General features: G+C 69.4%; 21 protein-coding genes. 7 read left to right on the forward strand and 14 right to left on the reverse strand.

Features of this window, described 5'->3' with window-relative positions; translation table 11 throughout:
• Positions 1-31: 31 nt before the first annotated feature.
• The 3 genes from tilS to dacB form a co-directional block, all read right to left on the reverse strand.
• Complete coding sequence (gene tilS, locus OIC96_RS20830; RefSeq protein WP_330306400.1) at positions 32-1,159, reverse strand: tRNA lysidine(34) synthetase TilS; 1,128 nt, start codon at positions 1,157-1,159, stop codon at positions 32-34.
• Positions 1,160-1,354: 195 nt separating this feature from the next.
• Positions 1,355-2,503, reverse strand: coding sequence for a zinc-dependent metalloprotease (locus OIC96_RS20835; protein WP_330306399.1), 1,149 nt, complete (start codon positions 2,501-2,503; stop codon positions 1,355-1,357).
• A gap of 156 nt (positions 2,504-2,659) precedes the next feature.
• Positions 2,660-4,216, reverse strand: a complete 1,557-nt coding sequence (gene dacB / locus OIC96_RS20840) for a D-alanyl-D-alanine carboxypeptidase/D-alanyl-D-alanine endopeptidase (RefSeq protein ID WP_330306398.1) — start codon at positions 4,214-4,216, stop codon at positions 2,660-2,662.
• Between the two features lie 79 nt (positions 4,217-4,295).
• Between dacB and OIC96_RS20845 the strand changes: the two genes are divergently transcribed.
• Entirely contained in the window at positions 4,296-4,787 is a 492-nt protein-coding gene (locus OIC96_RS20845) for an inorganic diphosphatase (protein WP_327430599.1), read from the forward strand.
• A 108-nt stretch (positions 4,788-4,895) separates the two neighbouring features.
• Positions 4,896-6,530 carry a threonine/serine ThrE exporter family protein gene (locus OIC96_RS20850; RefSeq protein ID WP_330306397.1) on the forward strand — a complete coding sequence of 545 codons (1,635 nt, stop codon included), beginning with the start codon at positions 4,896-4,898 and terminating at the stop codon, positions 6,528-6,530.
• A gap of 94 nt (positions 6,531-6,624) precedes the next feature.
• On the opposite strand, the gene OIC96_RS20855 is transcribed toward OIC96_RS20850, so the two are convergent.
• Positions 6,625-7,569 (reverse strand): DedA family protein, encoded by a 945-nt coding sequence (locus OIC96_RS20855; RefSeq protein WP_330306396.1) that lies wholly within the window; start codon positions 7,567-7,569, stop codon positions 6,625-6,627.
• A gap of 141 nt (positions 7,570-7,710) precedes the next feature.
• Here OIC96_RS20855 and OIC96_RS20860 point away from each other — a divergent pair, with 141 nt between their 5' ends.
• On the forward strand, positions 7,711-8,076 hold the full coding sequence (locus OIC96_RS20860) for a YbjQ family protein (RefSeq protein WP_330306395.1): 366 nt from the start codon (positions 7,711-7,713) through the stop codon (positions 8,074-8,076).
• Between the two features lie 69 nt (positions 8,077-8,145).
• Here the strand turns inward: OIC96_RS20860 and OIC96_RS20865 are convergent, their stop codons facing one another.
• Positions 8,146-8,913, reverse strand: coding sequence for a MerR family transcriptional regulator (locus OIC96_RS20865; RefSeq protein ID WP_330306394.1), 768 nt, complete (start codon positions 8,911-8,913; stop codon positions 8,146-8,148).
• Positions 8,914-9,061: 148 nt separating this feature from the next.
• Between OIC96_RS20865 and OIC96_RS20870 the strand changes: the two genes are divergently transcribed.
• Complete coding sequence (locus OIC96_RS20870; protein WP_330306393.1) at positions 9,062-10,342, forward strand: ion channel protein; 1,281 nt, start codon at positions 9,062-9,064, stop codon at positions 10,340-10,342.
• 28 nt (positions 10,343-10,370) lie between these two features.
• Entirely contained in the window at positions 10,371-11,777 is a 1,407-nt protein-coding gene (locus OIC96_RS20875) for a glutamate decarboxylase (protein WP_330306392.1), read from the forward strand.
• Positions 11,778-11,824: 47 nt separating this feature from the next.
• On the opposite strand, the gene OIC96_RS20880 is transcribed toward OIC96_RS20875, so the two are convergent.
• A complete protein-coding gene (locus OIC96_RS20880) occupies positions 11,825-13,063 on the reverse strand; it encodes a winged helix-turn-helix domain-containing protein (protein ID WP_330306391.1) in 1,239 nt (412 codons plus the stop codon).
• A gap of 185 nt (positions 13,064-13,248) precedes the next feature.
• Between OIC96_RS20880 and OIC96_RS20885 the strand changes: the two genes are divergently transcribed.
• Entirely contained in the window at positions 13,249-14,052 is an 804-nt protein-coding gene (locus tag OIC96_RS20885) for a hypothetical protein (protein WP_330306390.1), read from the forward strand.
• A gap of 34 nt (positions 14,053-14,086) precedes the next feature.
• Here the strand turns inward: OIC96_RS20885 and OIC96_RS20890 are convergent, their stop codons facing one another.
• From OIC96_RS20890 to OIC96_RS20905, 4 genes are all read right to left on the reverse strand, one after another.
• Positions 14,087-14,728, reverse strand: coding sequence for a PadR family transcriptional regulator (locus OIC96_RS20890; protein ID WP_330306389.1), 642 nt, complete (start codon positions 14,726-14,728; stop codon positions 14,087-14,089).
• 25 nt (positions 14,729-14,753) lie between these two features.
• Entirely contained in the window at positions 14,754-15,311 is a 558-nt protein-coding gene (locus OIC96_RS20895; protein ID WP_330306388.1) for a DinB family protein, read from the reverse strand.
• A gap of 127 nt (positions 15,312-15,438) precedes the next feature.
• Positions 15,439-16,899 carry an aldehyde dehydrogenase family protein gene (locus tag OIC96_RS20900; protein WP_330306387.1) on the reverse strand — a complete coding sequence of 487 codons (1,461 nt, stop codon included), beginning with the start codon at positions 16,897-16,899 and terminating at the stop codon, positions 15,439-15,441.
• Positions 16,900-17,046: 147 nt separating this feature from the next.
• Positions 17,047-17,871 (reverse strand): helix-turn-helix domain-containing protein, encoded by an 825-nt coding sequence (locus OIC96_RS20905; protein ID WP_330310225.1) that lies wholly within the window; start codon positions 17,869-17,871, stop codon positions 17,047-17,049.
• A gap of 337 nt (positions 17,872-18,208) precedes the next feature.
• Here OIC96_RS20905 and OIC96_RS20910 point away from each other — a divergent pair, with 337 nt between their 5' ends.
• Positions 18,209-18,727 (forward strand): ATP-binding protein, encoded by a 519-nt coding sequence (locus OIC96_RS20910; protein ID WP_330306386.1) that lies wholly within the window; start codon positions 18,209-18,211, stop codon positions 18,725-18,727.
• Between the two features lie 92 nt (positions 18,728-18,819).
• Here the strand turns inward: OIC96_RS20910 and OIC96_RS20915 are convergent, their stop codons facing one another.
• The 4 genes from OIC96_RS20915 to OIC96_RS20930 form a co-directional block, all read right to left on the reverse strand.
• A complete protein-coding gene (locus tag OIC96_RS20915) occupies positions 18,820-19,104 on the reverse strand; it encodes a DUF397 domain-containing protein (protein WP_330306385.1) in 285 nt (94 codons plus the stop codon).
• Positions 19,105-19,308: 204 nt separating this feature from the next.
• Entirely contained in the window at positions 19,309-19,782 is a 474-nt protein-coding gene (locus OIC96_RS20920) for an SRPBCC family protein (RefSeq protein WP_330306384.1), read from the reverse strand.
• A complete protein-coding gene (locus OIC96_RS20925) occupies positions 19,779-20,123 on the reverse strand; it encodes an ArsR/SmtB family transcription factor (RefSeq protein WP_327430585.1) in 345 nt (114 codons plus the stop codon). Before OIC96_RS20925 ends, OIC96_RS20920 begins: the two co-directional genes overlap by 4 nt.
• Positions 20,124-20,130: 7 nt before the next feature.
• The gene (locus OIC96_RS20930; protein WP_330310224.1) at positions 20,131-20,505 is read right to left on the reverse strand and encodes a VOC family protein; all 375 of its coding nucleotides are present in this window, start codon (positions 20,503-20,505) and stop codon (positions 20,131-20,133) included.
• Positions 20,506-20,565: the final 60 nt, after the last annotated feature.

Raw genomic sequence — 20,565 nt, forward strand, 5'->3', positions numbered from 1 at the left:
CGTGTGAACGGTTCCGGTGGAGGGTCCGGTTTCAGCCTTGCCGAATCACCAGTCTGCCACCCTGCCGCTGAGCGACGACTTTGCCGGGGAGATTGATGGCCCCCTGGCCGCGCCATCCGGTGATCAGCCGGTCGACTTCTTCGATGTGGCGGGCGAACAGCGAACCGGCCGGGGCGCCCGCCTCGATGGCGGCGCGGCGCAGGATGCGGCGGCGTACGGCGGGCGGCAGGGCGTAGAGCTTGGCGCATTCCAGGAGGCCGGCCGCGTCGCGTACGGAGGCCTCGGCCTGGCTGGCCCAGGCGTCGAGGGCGTCGGCGTCGTCACGGGACAGCTGGGCCGTACGGGCGAGTGCCTCGACGACACCCTTGCCGAGCGCCTTCTCCAGGGCGGGCAGGCCCTCGTGGCGCAGCCGGGAGCGGGTGTAGGCCGGGTCGGCGTTGTGCGGGTCGTCCCAGACGGGCAGCGACTGGGCCATGCAGGCCTTGCGGGCGATCTGCCGGTCCAGGTGCAGGAACGGGCGGCGGTAACGGCCGTCGGCCCCCGAGACCGCGGCCATTCCGGACAGGGAGCGGATGCCGGAGCCGCGGGCGAGGCCCAGCAGGACGGTTTCGGCTTGGTCGTCGCGGGTGTGGCCCAGCAGGATCGCGGTGGCGCCGAGGCGATCGGCGGCGGCGTCCAGGGCGGCGTACCGGGCGTCGCGGGCGGCGGCCTCGGGCCCGCCGTCGCGGCCGACGGTGACGGCGATGGACTCGGCCGGGGTCAGCCCCAGCTCGGTGAGGCGCAGCACGACTTCGTCGGCGCGCAGGTCGGAGCCGGGCTGCAGACCGTGGTCGACGGTGATGCCACCGGCGCGGATGCCGAGTTTGGGGGCTTCGAAGGCGAGGGCGGAGGCGAGCGCCACGGAGTCGGCGCCGCCGGAGCATGCGACGAGCACGAGCGGCGTCGGCCGTTGCCCGTGCGGGGGCTGGGCGGGGGTGGGTGTCGGTGTGCGACGCGTACCGGGTGCGGGCACGCGCTCCGCGTCGGGGGCGTACGGGCGCGCGGCACCGATGCCGGGCGCGCGCCGGGTGTCGGGGACGGGCGTGTGCTCGGTGAGGATGTCGTGGAGTACGCGGCGAACCGCCAGGCGTATCGCCGCGACCGCAGGATGGGGACCCATGTCCGGTTCCCTTCATGAAGTTTTCGGGGGGTGAGCCCGGGATGGTCGGTCACTCAGAGTGTGTAGATGGTGACAGAACCGGGCCGTTCCCCGAGCATTGCACGCCTACCCATGCCCCACGGTCCCTCGGACGGGTGATTGGAGGGGCGTTTGCCTGCCGTCGGCCGGATTCGTTTCACGACCTTCCCGTAGGGTTCACGACTCTGCCTTGCGGTGCACCCGCGCGACCCAGTCCGCCGGTTTGGCGATCTCCGTCTTGGTCGGGAGCGTGTTCGGAGAGGTCCACACACGGTTGAACCCGTCCATGCCGACCTGGTCGACGACCGCCCGCACGAACTTCTCGCCGTCCCTGTACTGCTTCAGTTTGGCGTCCAAACCGAGTAGCTTGCGCAGCGCCAGGTCGAGGCGGGAGGCCCCCTTGGCGCGGCGTTGCTGGAATTTCTCGCGGATCTCGCCCACGGACGGGACCACGGCGGGGCCCACTCCGTCCATGACGAAGTCCGCGTGCCCCTCCAGGAGGGACATCACAGCGGTCAGCCGGCCGAGGATCTCGCGCTGGGCGGGCGTCTGCACGATTTCCACGAGGGAACGGCCGCCGTCGTCCTCCTCTGTGTCCGGGCGCCCGCCCGCGAGCGACTGGGCGGCCTCCCTGATGCGCTCCAGAACGGTCATGGGGTCGACCTCGGTCTCCCCCAAGAAAGACTGGATTTCGCCCTCCAGGTGGTCGCGCAGCCAGGGCACGGCCGTGAACTGGGTGCGGTGGGTCTCCTCGTGCAGACACACCCACAGGCGGAAGTCGTGGGGCTGTACGTCGAGTTCGCGCTCCACGTGCACGATGTTCGGCGCGACCAGCAGGAGCCTGCCTCCGCCACTCGGCGAATCAGAGGCGCCACCTGCGGGCAGGTCGCGGCCGGCGGGGGCGAAGGTCTCGTACTGCCCGAGGACCCTGGACGACAGGAACGACAGCAGCATGCCCAGCTCCACGCCGGTGACCTTGCCGCCGACGGCGCCCAGGACGGCTCCACCCGGGGTACTCCCGCGCCGCTCCTGCATCTTGTCCAGGAGGGGCTTGAGGATCTCCCGGAACCCGGCGACGTTGGCCCGTACCCACCCTGGCCGGTCGACGACGAGTACGGGGGTGTCGCGCACGATGTCGTCGCCCATACGAGTAAAGCCCCGGACGTGCTCCTCCGAGGCCTTCGCGTGCCGCCGCAGTTCCGCGACGACGGACCTGGCCTCGTCACGGCTCACCTCGGGGCCCGGCCGCACAAGTCGGGTCGCGGTCGCCACCGCGAGATTCCAGTCGACCATCCCAGTAGATGCAGCACCACCGATGCTCGTCATGCGTCAACCGTACGTGAGCGTGTCCGGCTGCGGTTAGGGGTACGAGGTCCGGGTCGCCCGCTGGTGTGGGGCCGGCGGTGCCTGTGGTGCCGTCCGGGTCGGGTGGGGCCGGACCTTGGCCGCGTGGGTGCCCACAGCGGTGCGGCAGGTGGTTGCCTATCGGCAGCCGCACGCCGCCAGTGCCGTTGCCGTGTGGTCCAGGGCCGCCCGGGCCTCCAGCGCGTTGGGCGGGTGGGCCTCGTCCGAGGTGAGGAAGGCGAAGGCGAGGAGGCGGCCGTCGGTGTCCACGACGGTGCCGGCGAGGGTGTTCACGCCGGTCAGGGTGCCGGTCTTGGCGCGGACGACGCCGGTGGCGGTGGGGTCGTCGGTGTAGCGGGCGCTGAGGGTGCCGGTGAAGCCCGCGATGGGCAGGCCGGTCAGGACCGTACGGAGTTCGGGGTGGGCCGGGTCGCCGGCCTTGGCCAGCAGCGCGGTGAGCAGGTCGGCCGAGAGCCGGTCGGCGCGGTTCAGGCCGCTGCCGTCCGCGAAGTCGGCGCCGGACAGCGGGAGTCCGAGCTTCTTCAGCTGCGCGAGGATCGCCTTCGCGTCGCCCTCGAAGCTGGGCTGCTCGTCCGAGGCGAGGGCGACCTGGCGGGCCAGGGCCTCCGCGATGTCGTTGTCGCTGTTGGTCAGCATCCGCTCGACCAGGGCGGACAGCGGCGGCGAGGAGACCGAGGCGAGGGCCTGCGAACGGCTCGTCGCCTTCGAGGGGCCGGGGGACGTCGTCTTGATGCCCTTGTCGTGCAGCAGGTCGGCGAACTTCCGGGCGGCGTCCGCCGCCGGGTCCAGGGCGCGCCCGGCCGTTCCGCTGGTCGAGTCGTTCAGCCGGGCCTCGTCGACCATCAGGGCGGTGACCTGCGCGATGTTCTCGTTGACGCCGATGGGGTGCAGTGCGGGACCGGCGTACAGCGAGGTGTCGTACGAGAGTGTCACCTGGTCCAGATGACGGGCCTTCAGGGCGGTGGCCGTCTCGTCGGCGAGGGTGCGCAGGCTCGCCCAGCCCTCCGCGTCCTTGCGGGCGGTCAGCGTCGGGTCGCCGCCGCCGACGAGGACGACTTCCTTGGTGTCGGGCTCCAGGACCGTACGCGTCTGGAGGCGGTGGTCGGGGCCCGGCGCCGTCAGCGCGGCGACGGCGGTGGCGATCTTCGTGGTGGAGGCCGGGATCTGGACGTCGTCGGCGTTCTTGCCGTACAGCCGCTTGCCGGTCGCGACGTCGACGACGACGGCGGTGCGCGTCGCGCCCAGGACGGCGTTGTCCAGGAGCGGGTCGAGGACGTCCGCGAGGGCTTTCTCGGCGGGCGCGGGCACCGTGCTCGCGGAACCGCCGAGTCCGGCCAGTACGGAGGCGGCGCTGGGCGCGGGCTGGGGCGACTTCCGGGACGTAGCGGACGTATGGCCGTGATCTGCGACACCCTCGCCCTCCCGCGATGCGGCCCAGTCGCGCTCGGCCGTACGCTGACCGGTGGAGTCCCAGGGACCGGCCGCGGCCACCGCCCCGGCCGCGAGTGCCAGGCCCACGGTGGCGGCGACGGCTGTGAGCTGCGGGGTCGTGAACTTCACGGGACGCGGCCGCACGGCTTGGGTGACCCGCGCCACGTGCGGTTTCACCGTCCGCGCGACCCGCACCACATGCGGTCTCGCGGCCCGCCAAGCCCTCAGCTCTGGCACGACCACCAGCCCCTTTCGCGATCACACACCTGCGTGAGGGACACTTAACCACCAGAACTATGTGCTGATCATGGAGGAGCCACCGGTGGAGTTCGACGTCACGATCGAGATTCCGAAGGGTTCGCGGAACAAGTACGAGGTGGACCACGAGACCGGTCGGATCCGCCTGGACCGTCGACTCTTCACCTCGACCAGCTACCCGGCCGACTACGGCTTCGTCGAGAACACCCTCGGCGAGGACGGCGACCCGCTGGACGCCCTGGTCATTCTGGACGAGCCGACCTTCCCCGGCTGTCTCATCCAGTGCCGCGCGATCGGCATGTTCCGTATGACGGACGAGGCCGGCGGCGACGACAAGCTGCTGTGCGTCCCGGCGCACGACCCGCGTGTGGAGCACCTGCGCGACATCCACCACGTGTCGGAGTTCGACCGCCTGGAGATCCAGCACTTCTTCGAGGTCTACAAGGACCTGGAGCCCGGCAAGTCCGTCGAGGGCGCCAACTGGGTGGGCCGCGCCGAGGCCGAGGCCGAGATCGAGCGTTCCTACAAGCGTCTCAAGGACCAGGGCGGTCACTGACCCCTTGTGTGCCGCGCGGGCCGCGTCATCCCTTACGGGGTGGCGCGGCCCGTTCGTTTGCCAGTGCGCATACTGAGGCGTACTGGAGTGCGTAGTCGGGAGCGATGGGTGACGGAGGCGGAGGACCGCAAGCCGCAGTCGGACGAGGCGAGGAGCGCCTTCGTGCCGCCGGACGGCATGGAACCCGCGGTCGAGGACGAGTCGCAGACCACGTCCGAGTTCGCGCTCCCCGCGGGACTGGACGTGCCGCCGCCCGCCGAGGCGGAGGGTTCGGCGTTCAGCACCCCGCGCACGTACAGCGCCCAGGACGCCCCGCCCGCCTTCACGCCGGCGGCCGGCATACCCGCGGTCAGCCTGTACAAGGACGCGCCCTGGCAGGACCGCATGCGCACGATGCTGCGCATGCCGGTGGCCGAGCGGCCCGCGCCCGAACCCGTGCACAAGGAGGACGAGTCGGGTCCCGCCGTCCCGCGCGTGCTCGACCTGACGCTGCGTATCGGCGAACTGCTGCTCGCGGGCGGTGAGGGCGCCGAGGACGTGGAGGCGGCGATGTTCGCCGTCTGCCGCTCCTACGGACTGGACCGCTGCGAGCCGACGGTCACCTTCACCCAGCTGTCGATCTCCCACCAGCCGTCACTGATGGACGACCCCGTCACGGCGTCCCGGACGGTGCGCCGCCGCGGCACCGACTACACGCGCCTCGGGGCCGTCTACCGGCTCGTCGCCGACCTCAGCGACCCGGAGACCGCGAACTCCCCGGAGGACGCCTACCGGCGGCTCGCGGAGATCCGGCGCAACCGGCACCCGTACCCCGGCTGGGGGCTGACCGCCGCCGCTGGACTCCTCGCGGGCGCGGCCTCGGTCCTAGTCGGCGGTGACGCGCTCGTGTTCGTCGCCGCGGCGCTCGGCGCGATGCTGGGCGACCGGCTCGCGTGGCTGTGCGCGGGGCGCGGACTGCCGGAGTTCTACCAGTTCACGGTGGCCGCGATGCCGCCGGCCGCGATCGGCGTCGCGCTCACGGTGGCGCACGTCGATGTGAACGCGTCCGCGGTGATCACCGGTGGGCTGTTCGCGCTGCTGCCCGGGCGGGCGCTCGTCGCGGGCGTGCAGGACGGGCTGACCGGCTTCTACATCACCGCGGCCGCGCGCCTGCTCGAAGTCATGTACTTCTTTGTCGGCATCGTTGCCGGTGTCCTTCTGGTGCTCTATTTCGGCGTGAAGCTGGGCGCCCAGCTCAACCCCGACGCGGCGCTGCACATTTCCGAGCGGCCCCTGCTCCAGATCGCCGCGTCCATGCTGCTGTCGCTCACCTTCGCGATCCTGCTCCAGCAGGAACGGTCCACCGTGCTCGCGGTGACCCTCAACGGGGGCGTGGCCTGGTCGGTGTACGGGGCGATGCACTACGCGGGCGGGATCTCGCCCGTCGCCTCGACCGCCGTCGCGGCGGGGCTGGTGGGGCTGTTCGGGCAGTTGCTGTCGCGGTACCGGTTCGCTTCGGCGCTGCCGTACACCACCGCGGCGATCGGGCCCCTGTTGCCAGGGTCGGCGACCTATTTCGGGCTGTTGTCGATCGCGCAGAACGAGGTGGACAAGGGGTTCGTGTCGCTCACCAAGGCTGCCGCGCTCGCCATGGCCATCGCCATCGGGGTGAACCTGGGGTCGGAGATCTCGCGGCTGTTCCTGCGGGTGCCGGGCGGCTCCGCCGGGGGGCGGCGGGCTGCGAAGCGGACTCGGGGGTATTGAGCGCCTAGGAGCTCGGTCCCTTCCGTCTGACGGCGACTGCGGGTTGTTTGTGGCTGGTCGCGCCGTTCCCCGCGCCCCTACGGGGCGCTCTTGCTCAGCCTCGGTTCTGTGGGTAGCCCTCGTCGTAGTAGGCCTGGTCCGAGGCGTACGGCTGCTGCTGGTAGCCCTGGGGGTACTGCTCGGGCGGGTAGGTCTGGCCCTGGTCGTAGCCGTACTGCTGCTGGTACGGGTCCTGGTACTGCTGCTGGTACGGCTGCTGCGGGTAGCCCTGGTTCTGGTCGTAGCCGTACTGCTGCTGGTTCTGGTCCTGGTGGGCCGGCGGTACGCGGCGCAGCTGGGTCGTCGCGTCGTCCATGGCCGGGGGCTGCGGATGCTGTTGAGCCGGTGCCTGTGCCGGGGTCGCCTGTGGCGGGTTCTTCTTGGCCTTGGAGCGGGCGCGCAGGAACTCGATGGCGATGGGGACCACCGAGACGAGGACGATCAGGATCAGGATCGCCTCGATGTTCTTGTGGACGAAGTCGATGTTGCCGAGCCAGGAGCCGAGCAGCGTGACGCCCGCGCCCCACAGGACGCCACCGATGATGTTGAAGGTGATGAACGAGCGGTACTTCATACCGCTGACGCCCGCGATGATCGGCGTGAACGTGCGCACGATGGGCACGAAGCGGGCCAGGACCAGGGACTTGGGCCCGTACTTCTCGAAGAACTCGTGGGCCTTGACCACGTTCTCCTGCTTGAAGAGGCGGGAGTTCGGGCGGGTGAAGAGCGAGGGGCCGACCTTCTTGCCGAAGAGATAGCCCGCCTGGTCGCCGAGGATCGCGGCGAGACAGATCAGCAGGACGGCCGCCCACAGGGGGAAGTCCATCGTGCCCGCGGTGATCAGCAGGCCGCAGGTGAACAGCAGCGAGTCGCCCGGCAGGAAGAAGCCGATGAGCAGGCCGGACTCGGCGAAGACGACGAGCAGCAGGCCCCAGATGCCGTAGCTGTCCAGGAGCGTGTTCGGATCCAGCCAGCTTGGACCAAGGGCAAGCGTCGTCACGGTTCCGGGCTCCTGAGGGGTGAAGGAAGGTACGGCACTCCTGGTACGGCCGACCAAAGCTATCAACGCAATGTGTCCTCGCCAGGTTCCACCGGTGTCTCCAGGATGCACTGTGCGCCCCCTGGCACAAAGCTGTGAGCCATGGGCATCGAGGAATACGGAGGCGGCCAGGGTCCCCAGTCGGACGTACTGGTCGTGACGACGAACGACGCACCCGGTTACCGCGTCCAGCAGGTCATCGGCGAGGTCTTCGGCCTCACCGTGCGCTCCCGGCATCTGGGCAGCCAGATCGGCGCCGGTCTGAAGTCGATGATCGGCGGTGAGCTCAAGGGGCTCACCAAGACGCTCGTGGAGACCCGCAACCAGGCCATGGAGCGGCTGATCGAGCAGGCACGCACGCGTGGCGCGAACGGTGTGCTGATGTTCCGCTTCGACGTGACGGAGGCGGCGGACGTGGGCACGGAGGTGTGCGCGTACGGGACGGCGGTCGTCCTGGTGAAGGAATAGCCACCCGCGTAAGGGGCACCCGCAAGAGCGGGCGCCCCTTACCGGCAGCTCTCATGCCGCATGCCGCCGTCAGGCCCCCTGGGAGTGCCGCTCGGCGTTCGCCGTGATCGCGTCCCTCAGGTGCTCGGCGACGCCCGGCCCGATGGCCTCGTAGAACGCCCTGAAACGCTCGTCGGACACGTACATCTCGCCGAGCCCCTCGTGGATCTTGTACGGGCAGTCGAAGAACCACTTGGTGATGTGCCGGCGGTGCTGCTCCGCGAGGTCCATCGCCCGTTCGTCGACGGCCGGTACGCCCTGCGCCACGAGTGCGCCGTACCGCTCGCTCCAGGCGGTGGTCTCCTCCTTGATGCGCAGCCAGTCATCCTTGGTGTAGCGGGCGACCCGCTTCTGCGACTGCTCGTACGTCCAGGTGCCGCCCCAGCGCTGCTCGGCCTCCTCGTTGTACTTCTCCGGATCGTCGTCCCCGAAGACCTCGAACTTCTCCTCGGGCGTGAGGTTGATGCCCATCTTCCGTGCCTCCATGGCGTGCTCCACGGCCGCGGCCATCCTCTGCAGCTTCTCGATCCGGGCGGTCAGCAGCTCGTGCTGCCGGCGCAGGTGCGCGCGCGGGTCCGCTTCCGGGTCGTCGAGCAGGGCGGCGACCTCGTCGAGCGGGAAGCCGAGCTCCCGGTAGAACAGGATCTGCTGCAGCCGGTCGAGGTCCGCGTCGCCGTAGCGCCGGTGGCCCGCGTGGCTGCGCTCGCCGGGCGCGAGCAGGCCGATCTCGTCGTAGTGGTGCAGCGTGCGCACCGTGACCCCGGCGAAACCGGCGACCTGACCCACTGAGTAACTCACTTCCGCTCCCTTCTCGGTACGCGCTTCACGATGAGCCCTCACGTGACGTGAGGTGCAAGCCCGATGCCCCCGGGGTCGGAGCGAACCCCCGGTGGGCCGCAGAGAATCCCGGGATGTCATGTCCCTTTTGTCCGCTTAGTGTGGGCGCGTGACCCACGACGCGGCCCCACCGGCACCCGCTCCGGCGGCGCCCGCCCGGACGCTGCTGGCGCTGCTCCTGCCGGCTGTCGTCGTGGGCGCGGGCGCGAGTCTGCTCTATGTGGGCGTCAGCAAGCTCGCCGAGAAGCTCCAGGACGTGCTGTGGACCACCCTGCCGGACGCTCTGGGCATCGGCGGGTACTCCTCGCTCTGGATGATCGTCATGCTCACCGCGACGGGTGTGGCTGTCGGACTCGTGGTGTGGAAGGCGCCGGGGCACGCGGGCCCCGACCCCGCCACCCTGGGGCTCAACGCGTCCCCCATGCCGCTCGTGGTGCTGCCGGGTCTGCTGGTGGCGACGGCGCTGATGCTGGCGGGCGGTCCGAGCCTGGGCCCCGAGAACCCGATCATCGCCGTCAACGTGGCGCTCGCGTTCTGGCTGGGCCGCAGGTTTCTGCCCGTACTGCCCGGCGCCCTGTGGGTGACGCTGGCCGAGGCGGCGACGATCGGTGCGCTGTTCGGTACACCGGTCGCGGCGGCACTGGTCATCTCGGAGGCGTTGGCCGGGCAGAAGATGAAGGGTCGCCTGTGGGACAACCTCTTCGCGCCGCTGGCGGCGGCCGCGGTGGGCGCGATGACCACCAGTCTGGTGAACCATCCGTCGTTCGACCTCCATCTGCCCCCGCTCGGCCCGCCCGGCTGGGGCGACCTGCTGGCCGCGCTCGTGATCGCGTCCGCGGCCGCGGTGTTCGGCATGCTCGCGGTCTACGCCTTCCCCTATGTCCACAGCGCCTTCTCGCGCCTCGGGCACCCCATGGTGGCGCTCCCGGTCGGCGGAATCGTCCTGGGCCTCCTGGGGTGCCTGGGCGGGCATCTGACGCTCTTCAAGGGCCTGTCCGAGATCGACGAGCTGGCCAAGAACCCGGACGGCTGGTCCGCGGGTCAGTTCGCGCTGATGTCCGGGGTGAAACTGGCCGCCCTGCTCGTCGCGGCGTCCTGCGGATTCCGGGGCGGCCGTATCTTCCCCTCCGTCTTCGTCGGCACCGCCTTCGGCCTGTGCGCCCATGCGCTCGTGCCTTCGGTCCCTTCCGCGCTCGGCGTGTCCATGGGAGTGCTGGGCATGCTCCTTGCCATCACCCGGCAGGGCTGGGTGAGCCTGTTCACGGCCGCGGCCCTCGTGGCCTCCCCCTTGATCATCGCCCTGTTGTGCATCGCGTCCCTGCCGGCCTGGCTGCTGGTGACCGGACGACCGCAGATGCAGCTTCACGACGACGGAACCTCGATCCGCTGATCGCAGCGCAAGACCGTCTGGAGGCAACATGCCACTGCACAAAGGACACGAGAAGCCCGACGAGCGCCCGATGTCCGTCAACCCGTTCTACGGGGAGACGAATCCGGTCAGCGGAATGATCGATGCCCCGCCCAAGCACCGGCTCCCCGAGGGCCCGCTGGCGCCCATGACCGCGTACCAGATCGTCCACGACGAGCTCATGCTGGACGGCAACTCGCGGCTGAACCTCGCCACCTTCGTCACCACCTGGATGGAGCCGCAGGCCGGGGTGCTGATGGCGGAGTGCCGGGACAAGAACATGATCGACAAGGACGAGTACCCGCGCACGGCCGAGCTGGAGCGGCGCTGCGTAGCGATGCTCGCCGATCTGTGGAACGCGCCGGATCCGGCGGCCACGGTGGGCTGTTCGACGACCGGGTCGAGCGAGGCGTGCATGCTCGCCGGAATGGCCCTCAAGCGCCGCTGGACCCAGCGGAACGCCGACCGCTACCCCGGAGCCCGGCCGAACCTCGTGATGGGGGTCAACGTCCAGGTCTGCTGGGACAAGTTCTGCAACTTCTGGGAGGTCGAGCCACGTCTGGTCCCCATGGAGGGCGACCGTTTCCACCTCGACCCGAAGGCGGCGGCCGCGCTGTGCGACGAGAACACCATCGGGGTCGTCGGCATCCTCGGGTCCACCTTCGACGGGTCGTACGAGCCGATCGCCGAGCTGTGCGCGGCCCTCGACGAGCTCCAGGAGCGTACGGGCCTGGACATCCCCGTCCATGTCGACGGCGCCTCCGGGGCGATGATCGCGCCCTTCCTCGACGAAGACCTGGTCTGGGACTTCCGGCTGCCGAGGGTGTCGTCGATCAACACCTCGGGACACAAGTTCGGCCTGGTGTACCCGGGTGTCGGCTGGGCGCTGTGGCGGTCCGAGGTCGAGCTGCCCGAGGAACTCGTCTTCCGGGTCAACTACTTGGGCGGCGACATGCCGACCTTCGCGCTCAACTTCTCCCGGCCGGGCGCGCAGGTCGTGGCGCAGTACTACACGTTCCTGCGCCTGGGCCGTGAGGGCTACCGGGCGGTGCAGCAGACCACCCGCGACGTGGCCCGCGGGCTCGCCGACCGCATCGAGGCGCTGGGCGACTTCACCCTCCTCACCCGGGGCGACGAACTGCCCGTCTTCGCCTTCACGACGGCGCCCGAAGTGACCGCGTACGACGTCTTCGACGTGTCCCGGCGCATGCGTGAGCGTGGCTGGCTGCTGCCCGCGTACACCTTCCCGGAGAACCGCGAGGACCTGTCCGTCCTGCGCGTGGTCTGCCGTAACGGCTTCTCGACCGACCTCTCCGACCTCTTCATGGAGGACCTGCGCAGTCTACTGCCCGAACTGCGGCGGCAGTCGGGCCCGTTGACGCCTGACAAGAGCGGGGCGACCAGCTTTCACCACTAGAGCCCATAGAGCCCACAGAGCCCACCGGAGGGCTTCGGCGGAGAGCGTCAACGAAGGAGCGGGCGCCAGCGGTCGGGCACCTTGTCGCCGTACTCGATGCCGATCGCGCCCACGAGGGCGGCCAGGTCGGCGAGTTGAGCGGTGACCGCCCGGCACAGCGCGGCCGTCGGCTTCGTGTCGGGCTCCAGATAGAGGCCCTCGACCAGCAGGACTCCCCGGCTCTTGTCGAAGCGCGGCGAGGTCCGGCCGACGAGGCGGTCGCCGTGCAGGATGGGAAGGAGGTAGTAGCCGTACTCGCGTTTGGCCTTCGGGACGTACATCTCGTTGCGGAAGGCGAAGCCCCACAGGCGTTCGGTGAGGCGGCGGTCGTTGATGAGGTTGTCGAAGGGCGAGAGCAGCGCGGTGCGGCCCTGCCAGTCGCCGGCCCGGATCGCCTCCAGTTCGGCGAGGGCGTCGGTGTGCACGTACCAGGTCTCGGAGGCGGTGGGCGCGTCCTCGACCTGCACCGGGACGACGCGGCCCTCGCCGGTGAGGGTGCGCAGCACCTCGGGCAGGCCGTCGTACTTGCCGCGCACGAAGTACTGCTTGATGTCCAGGGGGCGGGCGACGCCGAGGGCGCGCAGGGTGTGCTCCGTGGCCGTGGTGACCATCTCCCGGGGCGGCACCGCCACCCGGTCGGCGTCGGCCGGGAGACAGGCGTCAGGCAGGCCCCAGAGCCGCTGTCCCGCCGCGCGGCCCGCCACCATGATCCTGCCCTGGAGCCAGAGGAAGGTCAGCATCCGCTCGACGTTGCGGCCCGCGGTCCAGCCGGAGGAGGGCCAGTCCATCACCGAGCGGTCCTCGAAGGCATCGGTGGGCAGGGGGGTGCCTTCGGCGAGGCGCCGCAGTATGTGCTCGCTCAGTTGGTCGTTGGCCGCCATCCAGGTGCTGGTGAACGACAGGTTCTTGGGGGGATAGCCGTCCATCGACACCCGGTGGACGGGGTAGTCCTCGGTGAGGACGAGGGCCGCCGCGTGCGCCCAGTACTCGAACAGCCACCGCTCCTGCCACCAGAGGGTGGGGAGTCGGTCGCCGGCCCGGGGGCCGAGGCGGCTCCAGAGGACCAGTTCATGGCTCGGGGCCACGACGCTGACGGGGTCCAGCTGGAGATAGCGCAGCGACCTCAGGACGGTGCGCAGGCCGGTCGCGTCCGCCGGGGGGCGGGCGGCGGACAGGTGCTGCCGCGAGAGGGCCAGCTTTCGCGCGTCCGACCGGCTGATCGTCAGAAGTCGCGGGGGTGTGGGCATTGCGGCGCTCCTCATTCCCGAGTCCGGTCCGAGCCTGTTGGCCGTAGCTGATGATGCCCGTGTTCCGCGGGGAATCAGGAGTGGGTCGAAGCTGTCGTTGTGGCCGGGAAAGATCTGTACGATGCGTGCGCCCATGGCCCTTGCCGGGAGGAATCCCGCGCGGGCCTTACTCCTTCACTGTGGGGATGCACATGCGCATACGCGCCACTGTCGCCGCTCTGCCCGGCGCCCTGGTTCTCTCGGCCCTGACCCTTCCGGCCGCCGCACAGGCGGACGCGCGGCCGATGGACAGCGACGACACGACGATCACGAAGGTCGTCGTCAACGGCGGCAAGGACCTCGTCTTCGGCATCACCACCAAGAAGACCTTCACCGCCACGGTGACCGCGACCGACCCGGACGGCATCACCGGCGGCTGGGTCGCCCTGTGGCACGGAACCACCTTCGACGAGGCCGGCCGGGACGGCACGCTCCTGCCCGCCGAGGAGGGCTCGGGTTCCTGCGTGGCGGCCGACGCCCAGACCTCGACGTGCACGGTCCACTTCACGGTGGACGTGACGACCGACCTGAAGGACAACGCCTACGCCGGCACGTGGCACGCGTACGCCATCGCCTACGGCCGCCCGAGCGGCAGCACCAACGACGGCTTCGCCGGCAGCGTGAAGATCAAGCGCAACACCACCCTGACCTCCGACGCCTCCCCCGAGCCGGTGACGAAGGGCAGGACCATCACGGTCAAGGGCGCCCTCACCCGCGCCGACTGGGAGACCAACAAGTACGCGGGCCTGAGCGGACGGTCGGTCAAACTCCAGTTCCGCAAGGCGGACAGCGACACGTACACCACCCTCAAGACCGTCACCAGCACCACCGGCGGAGCCCTGAAGACCACCACCACCGCGACGACCGACGGTTTCTACCGGTTCGCGTACGCGGGCACCACGGCCACCAGCGCCAAGAACTCGAGCGGCGACTTCGTCAACGTCCAGTAGAACCCGCTGGAACCGCCTGACGCCCTCCAGAACCTCAGCGCGCGTCCCCGGGGTGCGGCGTCCCCGTCGCGTACGGGTTCTCCTCGCCGTCCCCGAGCACGCCCACGAACGGCTCGCCCTCCCCCGCGAACGTGTACGCCCCGCCCTCGATCCGCGCGATCAGGCCCAGGGTCCACTCGGCCTCGGCGTCGGCCGTGTGGATCCAGAGGTTCATGATCTCGCCGATGTGGCCGAGCTGCCCTGGGCCGTCCTCGGGCACGTAGTGCTCGGTGACGGCGGCCCGCCACTCCTCGATGCGGCGGGTCCGCTCCTTCAGCAGGGCCACCGCCTCGGCCCTCGGCAGGTCGACGATGAAGCCGATCGCCGCCGACTTGACGTCCGTCTTCTGGTCGTACGAGGTCAGCGCGGCGCGCAGCAGCGAGAAGTACTCCTCGGTGCCCTGGTCCGTGACCTCGTACTCGGTACGGGGCGGTCCGCCGGCCGTGGACGGCGCGATCTCGTGGGCGAGCAACAGCCCTTGCTTCGCCATCTGCTTGAGCGCGTGATAGATCGAGCCGGGCTTGGCGCTGGACCACTCGTGCGCGCCCCAGTACTCCAGGTCGTTGCGCACCTGGTAGCCGTGGGCCCGCCCGTGCTGGCGGACGGCGCCGAGCACGAGGAGACGGATCGCTGACATGGGCCCCAGGTTAGGGCGCCCGGGGTCAGGACCAGGACGTGCCCTGCTCGCCCTGCTCCTTGGCCACCAGCTCGAAGGCGGTCGCGCCGTCCAGGGACTCGCGGATGATGTCGGCGTGGCCCGCGTGCCGCGCCGTCTCGCGGATCAGGTGGAGCGCCACCCAGCGGATCGAGACCCGGCCCTCCGGCGGGAACCAGGGGTCGTTCGGGAGCGCGAAGCTCTCGTCGAGGCTGGGCGCCGAGCGGATGAAGGCCTCCGTCTCGGCGGCGACCTTCTCCCAGTACGCGAGCTGCGACTCGACCGTCTCGCCGTCGGCGAGGACGAAACACTCGTGCCAGTTCGACTCGTCCCGCTTGACGGCCGGCGACTCGCCCTTGGCGCGGGCGATCCAGCCCTGCTCGGTCTCGGCGACATGCTTGAGCAGCCCGGACAGCGACAGCTCGCTCGCACTGGGGCGCGCTGCCGCCTGCTCCTCGGTAAGCCCGAGCAGCGCCCGGCGGATACCGCCCCGCTCCGCCTCCAGGAACGAGAGCAGTGCTCCCCGCTCGTCGCCGTGAGCCTCCGCCGCAACGTGAGTCACCATGACCGGCCGCCTTTCGTCGGGTCCGCCTGCCGGGCACCTTCTGCCCGACACCGACGAAGCTACGGGCCCTTGCGGTCAGCTTCTGTCCGCAAGGGCCCGGCGATTTCACCTGTCACTCAACCGGGGCTCAGAACGGGAAGAAGCTCCGCCCGTGCTGCACCGAGATCCACTTCAGGGTGGTGAACGCGTCGACGGTCGTCTCGCCGTTCAGGCGGCCGATGCCGGAGTGCTTCTCGCCGCCGAAGGGGACGAGCGGCTCGTCGTGCACGGTGCCGTCGTTGACGTGGAACATGCCGGTGTCGATCTGCTTGGCGAAGTTCACGCCGCGCTCGATGTCGCCGGTGTGGACGGCGCCGGAGAGGCCGTACGGGGTGTCGTTGACGAGGCGGACCGCCTCCTCCTCGCCGTCGAAGGGGACGAGGAAGACGACCGGGCCGAAGATCTCCTGCTGGAGGAGGGCCGAGCCGGCGGGGACGCCCGTCAGGACGGAGGGCTCGACGAGGTTGTCGGTCGTCGTGCCGTGTACGAGGGCGGTGGCGCCCTCCGCGATCGCCTGGTCGACGGTGCCCGAAATCGCGTCCGCCTGCGAGGAGTTGATGACCGGGCCGATGATCGTCTGGGGGTCGGCCGGGTCGCCGACCTTCAGGGTTTTGACCTTGGCGACGAACTTCTCGGTGAACTCGGCCTCGATCGCGCGGTCCACGAGGACGCGGTTCGCGGCCATGCAGACCTGGCCCTGGTGGACGTACCGGCTGAAGACCGCCGCGTCGACCGCGTAGTCGATGTCCGCGTCGTCCAGGACCACCAGCGCGCTGTTGCCGCCCAGTTCGAGGATCGCGCTCTTGAAGTGCGAGGCGCAGACGGTGGCCACATGACGGCCGACCTTGTCCGAGCCGGTGAAGGAGATGACCTTCGGGACCGGGTGCTCGATGAAGGCGTCGCCGATCTCGGCGATGTCGGTGATGACGACGTTGAGGAGACCGCCGGGCAGGCCCGCGTCCTCGAAGATCTTCGCGACCAGGGAGCCGCCGACGATCGGGGTGTTCTGGTGCGGCTTGAGGACCACGCCGTTGCCGAGCGCCAGCGCCGGGGCGACCGACTTCAGCGAGAGGAGGAAGGGGAAGTTGAACGGGCTGATGACGCCGACGACGCCCACCGGGACGCGGTAGACGCGGTTCTCCTTGCCGTCGATCGGCGAGGGGATGATCTTGCCTTCGGGGCGCAGCGCCAGCTGGATCGACTCGCGCAGGAACTCCTTGGCGAGGTGCAGCTCGAAGCCCGCCTTGAGGTGGGTGCCGCCGAGCTCGGCGATGATCACCTCGGATATCTCGGCCTCGCGCTCCTCGATGATGCGCAGGGCCTTCTCGAAGACCGCGCGACGGGCGTACGCGTTGGTCGCGCCCCATGCCTTCTGGGCGCGCTCGGCCGCGCGGTACGCCTGATCGACCTCGTCCGTCGTGGCTATGGTGATCGACGCCAGCTTCTCGCCGTCGTACGGGTTGAAGTCGATGATGTCCCAGGATCCGGTGCCTGGACGCCACTCGCCATCGATGTACTGCTGGGCCAGGTCGGTGAAGTAGGACGACATGTGATCCCTCAATCCCTCAATCCCTGCGCTGCCGAAGCAGACATCCGATCACGGTCTGATCACGCGTCATCGTACTTGTGTTTCAAGGGAGTTGGAGAACACCTCTGCGGAGTCCGGGAAGACTCGTCGCGGAGTCTCAGCGGATTCTCAGGAGAGCTGGAGCAGCCCCCGGAGCAGATCGCGGCTCTCCGACGGGCCGGGGCTGTCCTGTTGCAGCTGCTTGAGCGCGCTCTCGTACTGGGTGACGTCCTCGCGCTTGTCCAAATAGAGCGCGCTGGTGAGCTGTTCCAGATAGACGACGTCCGACAGGTCGGACTCCGGGAAGCTCAGGATGGTGAAGGAACCGCTCTCGCCGGAGTGCCCGCCGAAGCTGAACGGCATGACCTGAAGTCGTACGTTGGGGCGCTCCGAGATGTCGATCAGATGCTGGAGCTGTCCGCGCATCACCTCGCGGTCGCCGTACGGGCGGCGCAGCGCGGCCTCGTCGAGGACGATGTGGAACTCCGGGGCCTTCTCGGAGACGAGGTACTTCTGGCGCTCCAGGCGCAGCGCGACGCGCCGGTCGATGTCGGCGGCGCTCGCACCCTTCATCCCGCGTTCGACGACGGCGTGCGCGTACGCCTCGGTCTGCAACAGGCCGTGCACGAACTGCACTTCGTACGAGCGGATCAGATGGGCCGCGCCTTCGAGGCCGACGTAGGTGGGGAACCAGCTGGGCAGGACGTCGGAGTAGCTGTGCCACCAGCCGGCGACATTGGCCTCCTTGGCGAGGGAGACCAGCGAGGTGCGCTCCGCCTCGTCGTTGATGCCGTACAACGTCAACAGGTCCTCGACGTCGCGCGTCTTGAAGCTCACCCGTCCCAACTCCATGCGGCTGATCTTCGATTCGGAGGCACGGATCGAGTAACCGGCCGCTTCCCGCGTGATGCCGCGCGCTTCCCGCAGGCGCCGGAGATGTGACCCCAGCAGCATGCGCCGCACCACCGAGCCGCTCGACTCACCAGCGCTCACGTTCGTCCGCCTCCCCAACCGTCTTCAAGGGCCGAAGTCTGCCACTAAAACACTTCAAGCAGTACTCGTTCGATTACGGAAACGGAAAGTAGCCAAAGGAGTCACACAGAAAAAGATCAGGAGAGGGGCAACAGGAGGGAAGAAGGTGACAGAAGAAATGAGCAAGAAGCGGTAGAGGAAGGTCCAATTCGGGCGCGTGCACGTGCATCTGCCCTTGCATCTGCTGTACGCATTCGGAACCATGGTCCTCGCGCCACCGCTGCATCGCAACGACCGCGAACACCCGGGAGTGCCTCGCATGGGGACGAATGGATCGACCATGCTCGAGCCCTTACGGCAGGGACTTCCGCCGCTCGACCCCGCGGCCGTGTCCAACGCCGCTTCCTGCGCCTTGCCCGCCCGCTATGAAGCGGTGCGCGAAGCACGGCAGTTCACCCGCAGAACGCTGGACCAGTGGGACATCGGCGACCGCTTCGACGACGTCTGTCTGGTGGTCTCCGAGCTCGTCACCAACGCGCTGCGGCACGCACTGCCCTCGGACACGCCCCGCCCGGACGACCAAGGGCCGCCCGTGCGGCTGCACTTGATGCGGTGGACCTCACGTCTGGTGTGCGCGGTGCGCGACCCCAGTCACGACAGCCCGGTCGCGGGCGACTCGGACGACTTCTCGGCGGAGTCGGGCCGCGGCCTGTTCCTGGTCGACTCGTTCGCCGACAGCTGGGGCTGGCACCCGCTCGCGGGCACCCTCAGCGGCAAGGTCGTGTGGGCGCTGTTCCGGCTGCCACAGCCGGGGCCGGCGGCGATCCCCGCCGAATAACGAACCGCGGCGCCTTTTGGCGCCGCGGTTCTACGCGCGTTACACAGGGTTGAACGGCCGTCGCGCTGGGTTGCACCCTCAGGGACCCGGCATCAGCCCATGATCAGGTGATCGAACTCGCCGTCCTTGATGCCCAGGAGCATCGCTTCGATCTCGGCACGTGTGTAGACGAGCGCGGGCCCTTCGGGGAACCGCGAGTTCCGCACGGCCACGTCACCGCCGGGCAGCCGCGCGAACTCCACGCAGGATCCCTGCGAGTTGCTGTGCCGGCTCTTCTGCCAGGCCACCCCGTCCAGCTCGGTCGCGGCCATGCCGTTGTACACGTCGTCAGCCATGCCGTTGTACACGTCATCCACGTCGTACACGTCGTGGTCCACAGGTTGCTCCCCGGTCGTGCAGTGGCTGAAGTGGCCATAGATGCAGTGGTCAACTGACCCGGATCATAGCTCTGTTCATGTGCAGATGCATGGGCAGATGCACGTGCACGCGGGGTGGTCCTGCGGTTACAGCTTTTACCGGCGCTTGACTACCGGCTGTCGCTCACTTGACTACGGTTTGCTGCTCGACGGACCGCAAAAGGACTACAGCCGATCCAGCGCATTCCCCAGAGCTCGCATCACATGCGACCTCCAGCCCCCGTCCATGATCTTCCGCGCCATCATCTGTGCGGGATCGTCCGGATCGAATCCCTCGTGTACTAGGAACAGACGCGTACCGCGGCCTTCCTGTTCCAGTGTCCAAGTAATGGTCCAATCCGTGGGATTGGCGGGATCCGCGTCCGCCCACCGGACGCGCAGCATCCGCTCCGGCTCGTACGCGAGAACGCGCACGTCAACGGTGCCGGAGAACTTCGAGTTGGGGCGCGGGACGGATGTCAGCGTGTACTGGTGGCCGACTTCGAGCCGGAAGTCCTCCGACCCCTGCATCTGCCACTGCACGAGCAGCTCGGGCTCGGTGAGGGCGCGCCAGACCTTGGCGGGCGGGTGCGGGAGGAACTGGTCGACGCGGATGGTGGTCAGATCATCCACCGGCTCGGACTGCGGAACGGAGCTCATGTCTCGTCATCGTCGGGCATGCGGTCCAGAAGATCGCCGAGGCCCTTGAACCTGTCACGCCAGAACCGCTCGTACGGGTGGAGCCAGTCCTGCACGTCGGCGAGCGGCGCGGCCTCCAGGCGGTAGATCCGCTGCCGTCCCGCGCGCTCCTCCGACACCAGCCCGGCCTCCCGGAGCACCTTGAGGTGTTCCGAGAGACTCGGGCGGCGCATGTCGAAGTGGTCGGCGAGCGCCTGGACGGGCTGGGGCCCGTCGTCGCGCAGCAGCCGCAGCACCTCTCGGCGGGTGGCGTTGGCGAGCGCGGCGAAGAGGCGGTCCTCATGGGCCCCGATGGTCGTCATGGCGCGATCAGAAGCCTTCCTTCTCCGTGATCAGCATCAGACCGTTGCCGTCCGGGTCGCGGAACGAGGCCATACGGCCCCAGGGGAGGTCGTCGGGACCCTCCACCGCGACGCCCGCGGCGGCGAGCCGCGCGCAGTCGGCGTCGACATCAGTCGTGACCAACATGATCCCCCGGGTCTCGCCGGGCACGAAACCGCCCATCCCCGGACCCGAGAGCGTGAAGACGGTCTGCGCCCCCTTGGGCGCGACCTGCAGCCACCGCCCGGGAGGCATGTCCCGGTCCGCGGTGACCTCGAAGCCGAGTACGTCCGTGTAGAAGCGCAGGGCGCGGCCCTGGTCGGCGACCGGGAGGGTGACGAAGGAGGCGTGGGTGATGTTCATGGGTTCCATGGATACGACAATAGGTAGGAGATTCCCTACGGGTCAACCGTAGGGAATCTC

Origin of the sequence: Streptomyces sp. NBC_00775 (assembly GCF_036347135.1) — a bacterium.
GTDB classification, from domain to species: Bacteria; Actinomycetota; Actinomycetes; order Streptomycetales; family Streptomycetaceae; genus Streptomyces; species Streptomyces lutosisoli.